Here is a 12941-nt window from a genome sequence, read left to right as displayed (position 1 = left end):
CCATACGGGTGCCGCTCCGTCAGGCTTTAAGGCTCCTGACCCCAAACGAGCTTATCGTTCTGGTACAGCGTCACCTTACTCCAATCCGCAAATTGGTTCTTTGTAGGATCATAGGAGTAGTCATCTGCCACATTGTAGTTCGTCCAGTCGTTTTTGTTGATGCGCGTTTGAATTTCGCCGGTCGAAGCTCCGGCAGCCAACGTGCCTGCATCCGAATTGAATGTAACCTCCAGGTAGGAGTCCGCACCGGCTTTAGGGCTGCCCAGCTTCGTAAAGCTGCCTGAAAGCTTCGAGCATCCGACTTGTGCATAGTCGCAGTTGAATGTTTGAGCGCGGTCGCCGTCAACTGTGAAGTAGTAGCGGAGTTTCAAACCGCTCAGCGATACAGGCGTCGTGCCTTTATTAACAACTTGGAAAAGAGGTCTAAATTGGTTCGTGTTTGCATTCGTATCAGCCGTACGGTACTGAACCACAAGATTGCTGTTCGTGTTTCCTGGGTCCGTAGGCTGCAGCGCCGCGCTGATCGCGTTGGAATCTTTGCTTCCGGCACTGTTTTTAGCCGTTACTTGGTAGTAATAAGTGGTTCCCGCAGTTGCTGTCGTATCCGTGAAAGCATTGCCCGTCACATTGGCGATCGCTGCGAAAGGACCATTCGCGGATGTTCCGCGCTTCACTTCATACTGTGTCGCGTTAGCCGATGGCGTCCAGCTCAAATCGATTTTCGCAGTATCACTTGTGCCGCTAAGCGTAAAGCTTCCAGGCGCTTGAACGACCGGTCCGGGGTCGGTAGAGCCCCCGCCTTGCGGAATTACAGACACTGGAGCCGAATTTGCGCTTTCGCCTGCCGCATTCACGGAACTGATCACATAGTAATAAGCAACTCCGCTAACTACATTCGTATCGATATAGCTAGTCGTTTTCAAATCACCGGCAATTGTCGTGTAAGGACCCGCTTCGCTTAAAGCGCGTTTAACATTATAGCTGGTCGCGCCAGGAATCGAATTCCAGCTCAGTTTAACTTCGAGTTTGGCTTCTACGCCGGTAGGAACGCCTGGCTTCTCGCCTGGCTGCGGATTCGGAGTTTCAGCGTTTACGATCAAACGGTCGAATTCCGCATAGGCAGTTGCGATATCAACTTGCGACCAGAAACGGTGGTACGTGTAAGTTGGCACGCCATTTTCCCATTTTTTAGTCGTTTGGTTGTACGATTTGTTGTAAAGATCGACAAGGCTCGACCATTGCGGGTCGTTTTTAATTTTCGGATACAGATCGGAGTAGCTGATGTATACGCCGTTTCCGCCTTTAGAAGAATCGGAAGGTACGCCTGCGTTGCCCGGAATTGTGTTTCCTTGGCCGTATTTACCGCTCCAGCCGTTAGGAACATAAATCTCTTTGGTAAAGAAACGAGCGTAGTCTTCACGTTTTTCCGGAAGGACAATTCCCTTGCCGTCGTTAAACTTCCAAGAAACATCCAGCAGTTGTTGAGCCAGATCTTTAGCTTTAGTACCGAGATCGCTGTAAGCGCCTTTTTCCGCTTTCGTTCCCGCCGCGAAGAACGTCAACGCTTTGGCATAGCTTCCAAGTACGCCAACGTCTTGGCCCGGATCTTTTGCAATTGCACGGAAATTCGGGTTGTTCGTGTAAGAAGAGAAGCCTTTCCAAGTGTCCGGCTGACCTGCCCACTCTTCTCCGCCCGGAATCCAGAATTGACCTGGATCGTCAACCGTCGCAACAGCCGGATTGGCACCGCCCATGATGCGTTTGCCGGTTGCGTCGAGGTAGTATCCTTCGCTGTCCGTTACCGGCTTCTTGTTCACAAACGTGTAATCAATGGCCCAATCGATCCATTTTTCAACAATCGTTTTGGCCATTTTGAAGTTCTCGGAGTTCGTCTCTCCATTGGAGGCCATGATGTAGTACAGCTCTGCTATACGTTCAACCGGCCAAGCCTGCATACCGAACCATTTGTTGGACGGAGGGTCCATATACACAGGGGCTTCCTGATAAGCCATATCGTAGAACGTGCTTACGCCGCTCGGATATTTGCTGTAGTCGCCGTTCCAACTGTTCGTTGCGCCGCCGCCGATCGCGCCGTCAGCCGAGGACAGCCATGTATAGAACTCAAGCTGGCGTTTCAGGGACGTATCCCAGTCTTGCTTGCCTGTTGCCGATTTCGGATTCAATCCGCCCTCAGGCTGCGATAATGCGTAAGCCGCTACTACGTTCTGGTAGCCTTGGTGCGCATGGCTCGCGCCAATCCGCCAAGCCCAGTTGCCGCCTTCCAGGCCGCCGCCCCAAGCTGTGTACCAAGACATCAGATAGTGGCTGGCTTCCTTGCCGTTTCCAGGCGTAGGATTGCCGTTAGCTCCGCTGCCGATTTTTTGGAAGTACTTATCGTACATGCCGTAACGAAGGTAGTCGCCCATCTTCTTGGCTTTATCCAAATATTTGGTATTGTTATAACCTAATTCCTTAGCCCAGAACATTGCTTGAACGGCGCGCGCATCGGCGTCCGTAGCGTTCGTATAGCGCCACTGCTTGGCAGGAGCCTTATTTTCGTTCGTGAACAAGGACATGAAGCCTTCTCCCTGCTTACCGAACGTTTGGTTGTCTTGGGATGGATGAGTAATCGCTTCCCATACGGACTCCTGCTCGCCCCGTTGGAACGTATTGACGTACGAAGCCGTATGGGACGGATTCAGCAGGTTGCCGAAGCCGGTCCAGTTGTCAACGTCAACCAGCCAATGCATCAAATAAGTTTCGTTGTTTCCGTAAGCCGCCTTCAACTCGGCATCCAGCGGATCGCGGCCCGCTTGATAACGGCCGTTCAAATCGCTCGGATATTGGTCAGGCTGTTTTTTCTCCGCCGCGTAAGTCGCAGGGCTGTTCGGATTGTAGTTCGATATCGTCGGCTGCTCTTTGCTGCTTGGCAAAATATATGTCTCCATGTTATCCCAAGCCGCTTCGAGCTTCGACCAGTCTCCTGTGTAATGACCGTACAAAGTTTCCAGCCAGAACCAGTAGCTGTAAGTCTCGGAAGTCGTCATATGCCCGTAAGCAGGCGCCTCGCTCATCAGGGTTTCAACGGAATGATAAGGAACCCCTTCGGCGGAAAAGTAACCGCTTTTCGGATCTTTGATCTGGTTGTACAATTGCAGGAAACGCTCTTTATTCATAGAATCGGATGCTGCCTGGACGGAAACATCCGTAGCGGCTGCGGCGTGCAGCGTTTCCGGCGCTACGCCCGTCACGCCTGCAAACATGGATACGGCCAGCGTTGCGATCATAGAGATCGAGCCGTATTTTTTCTTCAAATCGGAATACATTAATTTCTCATCCTCCCAGATAGTTTAACGAAGTAAGATAGGAAACCGGCCATCCCTCCTTTTGATTTCTGCATCATTAAGTTCAACGAATACAACTAAGACTTACGGCTTTTGAAAAGAGTTAATGGCTCTTCTCTCTGGCCCAGCCTCGCCTTGGCCCCTTGCTTCGGCGGACTGCGCCGTTTTATCCGGACAAGTCTTCTAAACCGCATCTGCCTGAACCCAAAAATATGGCAGGAATAGCAGTTCACCTGCACATCTTTCTGCAAAGTTGTTCCAGTAATTCACCACCTTTCTCTGAAACCGGACAAATTTCGACAGGGTATTTATTTATACGAAGGAAAATAACGCTTTCTGTCCGTCCCGCTTCATATTTTTACATAATATTACTTATTTATCATTCTTTCACCGCTAGATACAGAGCTTAAGAACGAATATTTGTCTGAAATAGACCCTTACAAAAAAATAAAGCTTAGCCACATTAAGTGACCAAGCTTTATTAGTATTTATTTGCGTACCCGCAGCAAAAGCTGATTCAATTCTGGTTCCGAATATGAGAAGGCGGTATATTCCGGTATTTTTTAAACATGCGGCTGAAGTAGTAAATATCCCGGAAACCGACGGAAAGGGCGATTTCGGAAATCGTATGCTGTGTATTGTACAGCAAGTATTCCGCATGTCGGATGCGAATGTCAGTCATATATTCAGTAACGCACTTATCAGTAAGCATCTTGAACCGTCTGCTGAAATGAAAGCGGCTTAAACCGACCTTGGCGGCTAGCAGCTCGATAGAAAGCTCCTCGTGATAATGGTCTTCGATATAAGCGAGCACAGGGGTAAATTGCTCAAGCTGCCGCATACGAACTCTTTGATCCTTAGTTGGTTGATCTTGCGCAGCACCGCTTCGTACGAGACGCACCAGCAAACGATATAAGTGAGCTTTGATGGACAGCTCGTATCCTTCATCGCGCCCGTCCAGTTCCCGAACAATGGCCATGAGGTCGTCCGCAACGTCGCCGGGCTGCTCAATACGGTTGCGAAAAAGAATAAGATTCCGAATGATAGGCAGCATGTACTTCGTTTCTACGGCGTCTATAGTATGGCTTTGCAGAACAGCAGGGTCAAAAATAAGCGCATAATAGAACAAATTATTGGAAAGGCTTACACCCGCGTGCAAATCGTTGCTATTCACGAAGACAAGGTCGCCGGGCTGTACATGGATAGTTTCCGAATTGCAGTTGATCACTGCCTTCCCTGATATGAAGTACAGCAGTTCAATATGTTTATGCCAATGGTTTGTGAATAGGGTCGTACCATATTCATCTGCCTTACAACGATGAACCTTCACCGGGAAGTTCGGTTCGGGCATATCCATGGGTTCGAGTAGCGCTGCAGGCTTCATAGCCATCCTCCACCTTCATTATCGCACAAAAATACAAACTCTTAGGAGTCTGTCCGAAGTAACTCCGTCGGACAGACTCCTAGCATACCCGGTTCACGGGTGCGCATCTGCCGGAAAAAGGCTATGCCTTCTGATGCCGATCGTCGTAGTTCAAACAATCCGGACACTTTTCCGGAAACCGCAGCCCTTCACTTGTGTAGTTTTCAGGATTTGCCTCATCGAATATGTAAGGATCTCCGCAGTGCTTGCACGCCATAATAATCGGATCATCCAAGCGAATCAGCAGCGATTGGGCTCGTTCACGCTTCAGCTGCTCCCAAGCCGAATCATCCATTTGATCGCGTCGCTTTAATACCTCGATCACGTTGCGTATTTCCTCCCGCACTTTCTTGAAATCGATGCCTTCCCACAAAGTCAAAAACGGAATGTACTTTGTATTCCCGGTACATAAAATTTTGTACAGGAACAAAAACATCATGCCCCGGTTGCGTTCCTTTAAATACTCCATGCTAATCGGAGTGACGTTTTGCTCGATCCAGCGATCCCACTCCTGCAATAATTCTTCTGCGCACCGCTCTCTTTCGATCACCCATCCGAACGGAGAAAATACGATCATAGGCAGCTTGCCCTGCTTCTCGATCCTTAAATAGCCGGTGCGAATCATATGATCTACTTTATCCATAATCTGCTCCAAAGTGAGATCTTTGTAGAATCCATAAGAAGGATTTCGATCCAGCCCCAGTTCCAGCAGCTTTCGATCCCTTGAGCCCTTCAATATTTTAGCTAGCAGCGATCGTCCGCCTTCTGCAATGATATCGTCGGCAGCCCGCAGTATCGCCCGCAATTCAGGCTCCGGCAATGGCCGGTTCTCTCGTTTCATAGGTTTGCTCAATTCCATCCCTCGTTCCCACTACAATCTCTTCAAGTAATTCCCGCCATTCGTATATTTTACACCATAGGCGCAAGTAAACGGGGGAGGGGGGGTCCCCAGATTTCGTGCTGTTTTCCGTTACATTCATTCAGGCTTCATCTATTTTATCATAACCGGAATAACCTCTGGAAAGGGATCTGGCCGCCCGTCTGAAGAAACTCCTTTCGCTCGCTTATCCCAATAGTTATAATTAACATAATAAAAGATATTGAAAGGTGATCTACATGGGCAAAACAAGCAAAGGAAGTTGTACATGCTGCCGGAAAGAACTCAGCAAGGCAACCGTTACGAAGCATTTGCAAAACTGTCCCGAACGAGCGCTGGACGATGGGGTCGTACGATATTTCCTGATCAGTGTACAGGGCCGCTACTCGCCGGAGTACTGGCTCTTCCTCGAGGCAAGCGCTGACTTGACGTTAACAAGGCTGGATGATTACCTGAGAAATATTTGGCTGGAATGCTGCGGACATTTGAGTCTGTTCACGATCGAAAATCAAATCTATTCCCCCCAACCCGACAAATCTTACGGTGAGAAAAGCACGCAGGTCAAACTGGGTAACTTGCTGTATAAAGGCCTTTCCTTCAGGCACGAGTACGATATGGGATCGACAACGGAACTGACGCTGAAGGTAGTCGGGGAACGGTTCGGGGCCAAACGCGCTTCCTCTGACGTAGAGCTCCTTGCCCGCAACAATGCTCCTGTTATCCAATGTACCGAATGCGGAAACGCCGCGGCGGAAAACGTCTGCTCGGAATGCCAATACAACGAGTCCGGATGGTTATGCGAAACTTGTTCGGAAAATCACGAATGCGGAGAGGAAATGCTTCTTCCTGTTGTCAATTCTCCGCGTGTGGGCGTATGCGGATATACGGGGTGAAAGTATTCCATCCTGTGCAGTCACAGTTTTGGTGTCACCCGGGCCTCCCACAGACTACAAAAATTTCCACTTGAATTTTATATATTTAGCGAAATAGGAAAGTATAATAATATAAAAATGTAGGAAGTCAAAACATAGGAGGAAGTCATGGGCCGATTAGTTCATTTCGAAATTCATGTAGATGACATGGAACGTGCTAAGAAGTTTTATGGAGAGGTATTTGGATGGAAATTTGAGGATTGGAGTAATTATGCCGGAATGCCTTATTGGGGAGCTGTGACAGGCGATGCAAATGAACTTGGAATCAACGGGGCTTTAATGCAACGTCAAGGCGCTTCCCCGCAACCCGGTCAGGCTATGAATGGTTATGCATGTACGATGGGAGTCGGAGATTACGATTCTACCGAAACAAAAATTCTTAATCTTGGAGGCAAGCTCGCATTGCCCAAGTATGCACTGCCTGGAATGGCATGGCAAGGGTATTACATTGACACAGAAGGAAATACTTTTGGTATTCATCAGCCAGATGAGCATGCAAAATAGAGTTATACGATCACATGGACAAAAGCCCGACCTTACACGGTCGGGTTTTTCATTGTGCCGTCGGTACTATTGATGGCCTTCGTTTATTTCCGAAAAGCCTAACGATCTAATCAAGCGATATAGGTAGTAGAGACCTCGGATCTGGGATTTGATCGTTTTATGCAGGTAGGTTCGGATACTTTCCGCTAGCTTTATCTCACGTTCGATGTTATGAGAATCTAAAAGTGCAATCGATTGCTTCAAGTTCACGGTGTCTTCGGAATATACAGAACTTTGCAGCACCTGAATCATCCTAATTTTAAGTAGAAGTGCTTCATTATATAGTCGGTAGCCGTTATCAGGGTCACGCTCTGTAGTGAACAGGCCGCTTTTCTCCCAGTAACGGATCGCTGATTTAGGAACCCCTGTCCGTCTTGAGACCTCGTGGATGCTGATGCGTTGGTTCAAATCGTAAGCTTGACTTCCATTGGCATACGATTTCAACTCCCTTATCAATTGATCCAAATCTGCTTTTTGCCGATGTAACATGACTTCCCTTTCCCTAACGATCCACAATGCATCGTCCAACTCATCTCTTTGGAGACTATGCAGCACCTCGGTCGTCACTTCCATCCCAAATGCTGGGGCCATGGCTTGAATACATGCCAGATAGGCATCATGCCGTTCAGTATACATACGGTATCCGGTGGCGGATCGCTCCGCAGGAGGGATTAACCCCTTCGCTTCATAGTTCCGCAAAGTGCTGGCGCTTATCTTAAATTTCCCCGCCAATTTTTTAGGTCGCGAGCCCATGCTAATCACACCTTTATAATTAATGCACGAACATTAAAACCATTGTAATGTTATTCTGATCTTTTTGTTGATTTCCTTCAAACATTTTCGCAAAACCTTCTAATTGGCTTACATGTTATATGATGGAAATAAACCAATTCAAGGAGGAGTAAGTATGACCGTAAAACCAATATTCCATTATGACATGACAATCGAGGAGCTTGGCGTGGCAGGCAATCGGTATATTGAATCGGTATGGAAGCCCTTGTACGATTCGATGCATGCTCAATTAACGGTCGCTTTTCGCGAAATCGAGGATGCTGCCTACGGGCTGTATTTGGACCAGTTAATGCCTGCACTATTTGATTGCCTTGAGGACGCCGGTTTCGAAGCAACGGAACCCCTCGTGGAACATGATTTCGTTATCGGCAAATGTTTGCTATTTCGAAATTCGCTTGAAAAATGGGGAACCGAAGAAAATAGATCCAGGATATTTTGGAATGTTGTCCGTCATAAAAAAAGCCAACAACCTATTGGATCTTTATTGACAGAAATTCCACATTCTCATCTGAAATTTGAGATTCCTACGGCACCTGTACTCTATTCGTTGAGAGATTGCGAGAGGGAACAGATCGTGCAAGGAATTCGGCGTATCAAGGGATAAGAAAAATGGTGTGCAAATTATGGGTAATAACATCGGTAGAAACGAATGGGGATCTTTGTGCAAGATTAGCGGTCTCGTTAAACGATTGGACACAATAGTAATATGGATAAAGGACTAGTTAAGGGAGTCCAAATCTAAATGCAATGGCTTCGCTAAAACCATTTCCTTGCCGTCGGTACAGATCATAGAACTAGGGGCGGCAGCACAGTCTTGAACCCGAGCCGCTCATAAAGAAAAACATCGAAGTCATGCCGTTTCGCATGGCTTCGATGTTTCGGAAATTCGTTTCGATGTCAACCGTCTTTAAGCTTATTGTCGTTTTCATCTTCATCATCTCCCCGATGACAAAGAGCAAACCTGGACTCCTGAGTGGATGAGTGCCGAACGGCGCAGGCGACACATGAATTGAAGAGTCATTGGAAAGCCTTATTGAGCAGTAGCGAACTGGCGGGAGATATTCCGGTATACGGTTGGAGATATCCCTCTCTTAGTCGTAAATTGTTTGATGAAGTAGGTGTCGTACTCAAACCCGGTGGCACGCGCAATTTCGTTCAAGCTCATACCTGTATGGGTGAGGAGATCTCCCGCAACTTTCAAGCGGTGCGACAGCAAATATCTCATTGCTGTACACCCGCATCTTTCCTGAAACATTTTATTAAGCGACACACGATTCAAGTGTGCGCATTTCGTTAAATCTTCCAAGGTGACTTTATTAGCATAATTGGTGTGTATATATTCCAGCACTAAATCAACAGGGGATTGTTCGCTTTGGCGGTTTAAATCCTCAAGCAAGCCCAATATCTGGATGAGATATTTTTTGATTCTGCACGCCCAGTTTGCATCGCTTTGCGCATACACTTCAGTCCCAAGCACAAAAAACCACTCAAATAATTGCGGAAAGGCTTTCTCGGTAACAAAAGGTACTCCGGTGCGTGTTTGATTGCCCTGAAAAAGCGAAAGCCCTGTTTGTATTTTCAGATGGCTAGGAAAGTAGTCTTTCGTTTCAGAATTCGGTACGGTAATAAGAAAATCGGGATGATAACTGAATGATTGCGCAGAGGCGTTATGCTTTTCAAGCATTTGTATCGTATCATCTTCGGATAAACAGAGAACGCCGGGGGCTGAAATCGCTATCGGTCGTTCGTTGAGTACCCCGTTGATGCTGCCGGATGTAATCAAGATTAAAGTAAGCCGCTCCGGATAGGGAAGACAGTTCAAGTCCTCGGCGGCAACAAATTCAATATTTACCGTTCTGTCTTTGTGGCGGTCAACTTGCGGCATGGTCCTCTCCTGACAAATAGTATAGTCAATTGCTTCACTTATAACAGTGTACCACAAAGATTCGAGGAGTATAATTAACACAGACGAAGAAAGGTGGTTATTATTATGGCAATCAACATTGCGATAAATGGTTTCGGCAGAATTGGCAGGCTTGCCTTTCGGCAGCTTTTTGATGCAGAAGGTTATCAGATTGTCGCTATCAATGACCTAACAAGTCCGAAGATGCTTGCGCATTTGCTAAAGCACGACACAACGCAGCGACGTTATGATGAAAAGATTGATTACAGTGATAACAGCTTAACCGTAAACGGCGTGGATATTCCGATTTATGCCGAAAGAGATCCCGGCAAACTCCCGTGGAAAGAATTGCAAGTTGATGTAGTCCTGGAGTGTACAGGCTTTTTCGCCTCAAAAAAAGCATCTACAGCCCATATTGAGGCAGGTGCAAAAAAAGTAGTCATCTCAACCGTTGCTGGGAAAGATATTCCTACTATTGTATATGGTGTTAATGAACACACGCTAACTAAAGAAGATACTATTGTTTCGGCCGCATCTTGCACCACGAACTGCCTGGCTCCAATGGTCTATTACTTGAACGAGCTTGCGCCGATTAAAAAAGGTTTTATGACGACGATACATGCTTATACAAACGACCAGAATACCCTTGATGGCCCTCACGCCAAAGGTGACTTGCGCCGGGCGCGCTCTGCAGCCGGCAACATCATCCCAACGTCAACCGGGGCAGCAAAAGCAATAGGACTCGTAATCCCTTCCTTGGATGGCAAACTGGATGGTGTATCCCAAAGAGTGCCGGTTATGGCCGGCTCCCTAACAGAATTGACAGTAGTCGTGGGCGGTTCCGTAACCGCGGAGCAGGTCAACGAGAAGATGGAGCAGTCCCAGTCGGAGCAATATGGATATACAGAGGAAGAGCTTGTCTCGTCCGATATTATCGGTATGACTTACGGCAGCTTATTCGACGCTACGCAAACAAAGGTAACGGAACTAGGAACAGATACCCTGGTGAAAATAGCGGCATGGTATGATAACGAAAACTCCTTTACCAGCCAAATGATTCGCACCGCCAAATATCTCGCGGAATTGTGATAGTAAGCGAACTATAAATGACGCACACCTATCGACGGTAAATAAACTGTGTCTTATATATATTAAATAGTGGTAAACTAACGGACAGGTTGGAATAGCGACACTACAACCAGATCGGGTAGGGGACTGCCAACATCGAAAACATACGCTAATTAGAGCAGGAATTTGGACTCTAAGAACGCCTCGAAATACGAAGAAACACCGTTCATGTATCTAATCTGTTTTCGAACCCTCGCTCTCCAGGTCGAAGGTTCGATCGCGTTGCATCAGGATGCCGAAGCCTTTGGGCGCGCAAAACAGATATTTGCTGTTTGCTGGTCCGCCATCGATGTTCGGCCAAGCAGTGGTAGGCGTCTCGTACTAAAGTGAAGCGAGTACGCGTTTGATGATCGCCTTTACGAACTGGTCGTCGATCGGTTCACGTGAGAACCAGCGGCGGTAGAAGAGTGGCCCCAGCAGGGCTGCGACGATAGTTGACACGTCGGCGTGTGCCGACAGCTCGCCTCTGCCTACCGCGCGCTGTAGGACCTCTCGCAGGGGGGCGGCGTGTCCGCGCTGAATCCGACTGTGGATTTCCGCGAACTCCGGATTGCGCTCGGCTGTGTCGACGATTGACGGCAGGACGAAGGACCAATTCGCCGTCGGTAGCAGGTGCGCGATTTCCACCAGGATAGCCGTGACGTCACCTTCGAGTGAGCCGGTGTCGGGCGTTTCCTGCTCGGCAATCATCCGTGAACAGGCGTCGATCACCAGTGCTTCACGCGTCGGCCAGTGGCGGTAGATGGTCGTCTTCGCGACCCCGGAACGACGCGCCACCTCGTCGACGGAGAAGCTAGCCACACCGCCTTCGCTGAGCAGTTCAAACGCAGTGGTCAGGACGGCATGTCGTGAACGCTCGACGCGTCTATTCAAATTGGCCGACGGCACACGTTCAGATTTCTTAGACGTAGTCACCATCTTCCCTCCAACATAAAAGTACTTTAGACTCGGATTCGTTGCCTTAAAATAAAAAGTCCTTCACATTATACCATGAAAGCATCCTTGGCGCCGGGGATTTCGGCTTGCCATTTAGAGCACTCCTTGTTTGTGCTTCAGTGAGGCAACGAAGCATTTTCGAGCACCATTTTTGTTAGTCGTACGGTAACTTGTATTATCCAGGTCAATATGATACGATACGATACGGTATCGTATCGTTAAATTATTGAAAGGATGATGTCTCGTGAATTTCGCTTCTGTACGCATAATTACTGACGACTTGGATCGACTCGTCGTGTTCTATGAGAAAGTCACAGGTGTTTTGGCGAAGCGCCCCGCGCCTGTCTTCGCTGAGTTCGTTCTGCCATCGTGTACCCTTGCGATCGGCCACTCCCAGACGGTGCAACTGTTCGGCGCCGGTTCCGCGCGCGCGGCCGACAACCACACCGTCATCATCGAGTTTCGCGTCCACGACGTCGATGCCGAGTACAACCGCTTGAAGCCGCTTGTCGACGAGTGGGTACAGGAACCGACCACGATGCCATGGGGGAACCGCTCAGCACTGTTTCGCGACCCCGACGGCAACCTCGTCAACCTCTTCGCTCCGGTTACCGAGGAAGCGCTCGAGCGGTTCAGCGGTAGGCCTTAACGGGCAGCGTTCCTACGCTAAGAGTAATGGAGGGAGTTCGCGCCTGAAACTCTCCTGCCCGACGCGCGGCGTGTCCATGTTGGTAGTATTCTCGGGTCGGAAGCTCGCGGTTGCAGAAGTTCTCGGGAACATTAGTTGAATGACAACAACGGCAGGTCTAAGACTTTATTTTCTAGTCTTGATCCGCCGCTGTTTCTTTTAACGGATCAAATCTAAAACCTTTATTCGCTAACACAACTAAGACATCGAAAGAAGGCTTAGCATTTCCAGATTCTATCTCACTAAGCGTACCTTGTGATATTTCTAAGCTTTGGGCAAATTCAATTTGCGTCAATTTATGTTGTTTTCTTATAGACTTTATTCTTTCTCCGATAGAAGGTAAATTATCCAATTTGATCCACCCTATATTTTGGC

13 protein-coding genes are annotated in these 12941 nt (G+C 48.1%); 5 read left to right on the top strand and 8 right to left on the bottom strand.

The window, feature by feature from the left end:
• Window positions 1-26: 26 nt before the first annotated feature.
• The 3 genes from AC3G2T_RS13635 to AC3G2T_RS13625 form a co-directional block, all read right to left on the bottom strand.
• Window positions 27-3326 (bottom strand): glycoside hydrolase family 48 protein, encoded by a 3300-nt coding sequence (locus tag AC3G2T_RS13635; RefSeq protein ID WP_488435794.1) that lies wholly within the window; start codon window positions 3324-3326, stop codon window positions 27-29.
• 535 nt (window positions 3327-3861) lie between these two features.
• On the bottom strand, window positions 3862-4728 hold the full coding sequence (locus AC3G2T_RS13630) for an AraC family transcriptional regulator (protein ID WP_488435793.1): 867 nt from the start codon (window positions 4726-4728) through the stop codon (window positions 3862-3864).
• Between the two features lie 121 nt (window positions 4729-4849).
• Complete coding sequence (locus tag AC3G2T_RS13625; RefSeq protein ID WP_488435792.1) at window positions 4850-5620, bottom strand: RQC-minor-1 family DNA-binding protein; 771 nt, start codon at window positions 5618-5620, stop codon at window positions 4850-4852.
• Between the two features lie 263 nt (window positions 5621-5883).
• Between AC3G2T_RS13625 and AC3G2T_RS13620 the strand changes: the two genes are divergently transcribed.
• Window positions 5884-6537: a hypothetical protein gene (locus AC3G2T_RS13620; protein WP_488435791.1), complete on the top strand. Its 654-nt coding sequence runs from the start codon at window positions 5884-5886 to the stop codon at window positions 6535-6537.
• Between the two features lie 147 nt (window positions 6538-6684).
• On the top strand, window positions 6685-7080 hold the full coding sequence (locus tag AC3G2T_RS13615) for a VOC family protein (protein WP_488435790.1): 396 nt from the start codon (window positions 6685-6687) through the stop codon (window positions 7078-7080).
• Window positions 7081-7146: 66 nt separating this feature from the next.
• Here the strand turns inward: AC3G2T_RS13615 and AC3G2T_RS13610 are convergent, their stop codons facing one another.
• On the bottom strand, window positions 7147-7872 hold the full coding sequence (locus AC3G2T_RS13610; RefSeq protein ID WP_474682759.1) for a MerR family transcriptional regulator: 726 nt from the start codon (window positions 7870-7872) through the stop codon (window positions 7147-7149).
• Window positions 7873-8026: 154 nt separating this feature from the next.
• On the opposite strand from AC3G2T_RS13610, the gene AC3G2T_RS13605 reads away from it, so the two are divergent.
• The gene (locus tag AC3G2T_RS13605) at window positions 8027-8515 is read left to right on the top strand and encodes a DUF6022 family protein (protein WP_474682760.1); all 489 of its coding nucleotides are present in this window, start codon (window positions 8027-8029) and stop codon (window positions 8513-8515) included.
• 190 nt (window positions 8516-8705) lie between these two features.
• On the opposite strand, the gene AC3G2T_RS13600 is transcribed toward AC3G2T_RS13605, so the two are convergent.
• On the bottom strand, window positions 8706-8840 hold the full coding sequence (locus AC3G2T_RS13600; RefSeq protein WP_474682761.1) for a hypothetical protein: 135 nt from the start codon (window positions 8838-8840) through the stop codon (window positions 8706-8708).
• A 101-nt stretch (window positions 8841-8941) separates the two neighbouring features.
• A complete protein-coding gene (locus AC3G2T_RS13595) occupies window positions 8942-9796 on the bottom strand; it encodes a helix-turn-helix domain-containing protein (protein ID WP_488435789.1) in 855 nt (284 codons plus the stop codon).
• 105 nt (window positions 9797-9901) lie between these two features.
• Between AC3G2T_RS13595 and gap the strand changes: the two genes are divergently transcribed.
• Window positions 9902-10903: a type I glyceraldehyde-3-phosphate dehydrogenase gene (gene gap, locus AC3G2T_RS13590; protein ID WP_488435788.1), complete on the top strand. Its 1002-nt coding sequence runs from the start codon at window positions 9902-9904 to the stop codon at window positions 10901-10903.
• 360 nt (window positions 10904-11263) lie between these two features.
• Here the strand turns inward: gap and AC3G2T_RS13585 are convergent, their stop codons facing one another.
• Window positions 11264-11860, bottom strand: a complete 597-nt coding sequence (locus tag AC3G2T_RS13585) for a TetR/AcrR family transcriptional regulator (protein ID WP_088832127.1) — start codon at window positions 11858-11860, stop codon at window positions 11264-11266.
• Window positions 11861-12122: 262 nt separating this feature from the next.
• On the opposite strand from AC3G2T_RS13585, the gene AC3G2T_RS13580 reads away from it, so the two are divergent.
• A complete protein-coding gene (locus AC3G2T_RS13580) occupies window positions 12123-12527 on the top strand; it encodes a VOC family protein (protein ID WP_474682765.1) in 405 nt (134 codons plus the stop codon).
• A 172-nt stretch (window positions 12528-12699) separates the two neighbouring features.
• Here AC3G2T_RS13580 and AC3G2T_RS13575 read toward each other — a convergent pair whose 3' ends face one another.
• A complete protein-coding gene (locus AC3G2T_RS13575; protein ID WP_474682766.1) occupies window positions 12700-12918 on the bottom strand; it encodes a helix-turn-helix domain-containing protein in 219 nt (72 codons plus the stop codon).
• Window positions 12919-12941: the final 23 nt, after the last annotated feature.

It is taken from the genome of Paenibacillus sp. sgz302191 (genome assembly GCF_057749925.1).
This window is presented reverse-complemented; position numbering and strand designations above follow the sequence as displayed.

Coding starts and splice junctions, on each gene's coding strand:
- AC3G2T_RS13635 (WP_488435794.1), bottom strand. CDS start 3,326: ATGTATTCCGATTTGAAGAAAAAATACGGCTCGATCTCTATGATCGCA.
- AC3G2T_RS13630 (WP_488435793.1), bottom strand. CDS start 4,728: ATGAAGCCTGCAGCGCTACTCGAACCCATGGATATGCCCGAACCGAAC.
- AC3G2T_RS13620 (WP_488435791.1), top strand. CDS start 5,884: ATGGGCAAAACAAGCAAAGGAAGTTGTACATGCTGCCGGAAAGAACTC.
- AC3G2T_RS13615 (WP_488435790.1), top strand. CDS start 6,685: ATGGGCCGATTAGTTCATTTCGAAATTCATGTAGATGACATGGAACGT.
- AC3G2T_RS13610 (WP_474682759.1), bottom strand. CDS start 7,872: ATGGGCTCGCGACCTAAAAAATTGGCGGGGAAATTTAAGATAAGCGCC.
- AC3G2T_RS13605 (WP_474682760.1), top strand. CDS start 8,027: ATGACCGTAAAACCAATATTCCATTATGACATGACAATCGAGGAGCTT.
- AC3G2T_RS13600 (WP_474682761.1), bottom strand. CDS start 8,840: ATGAAAACGACAATAAGCTTAAAGACGGTTGACATCGAAACGAATTTC.
- AC3G2T_RS13595 (WP_488435789.1), bottom strand. CDS start 9,796: ATGCCGCAAGTTGACCGCCACAAAGACAGAACGGTAAATATTGAATTT.
- gap (WP_488435788.1), top strand. CDS start 9,902: ATGGCAATCAACATTGCGATAAATGGTTTCGGCAGAATTGGCAGGCTT.
- AC3G2T_RS13585 (WP_088832127.1), bottom strand. CDS start 11,860: ATGGTGACTACGTCTAAGAAATCTGAACGTGTGCCGTCGGCCAATTTG.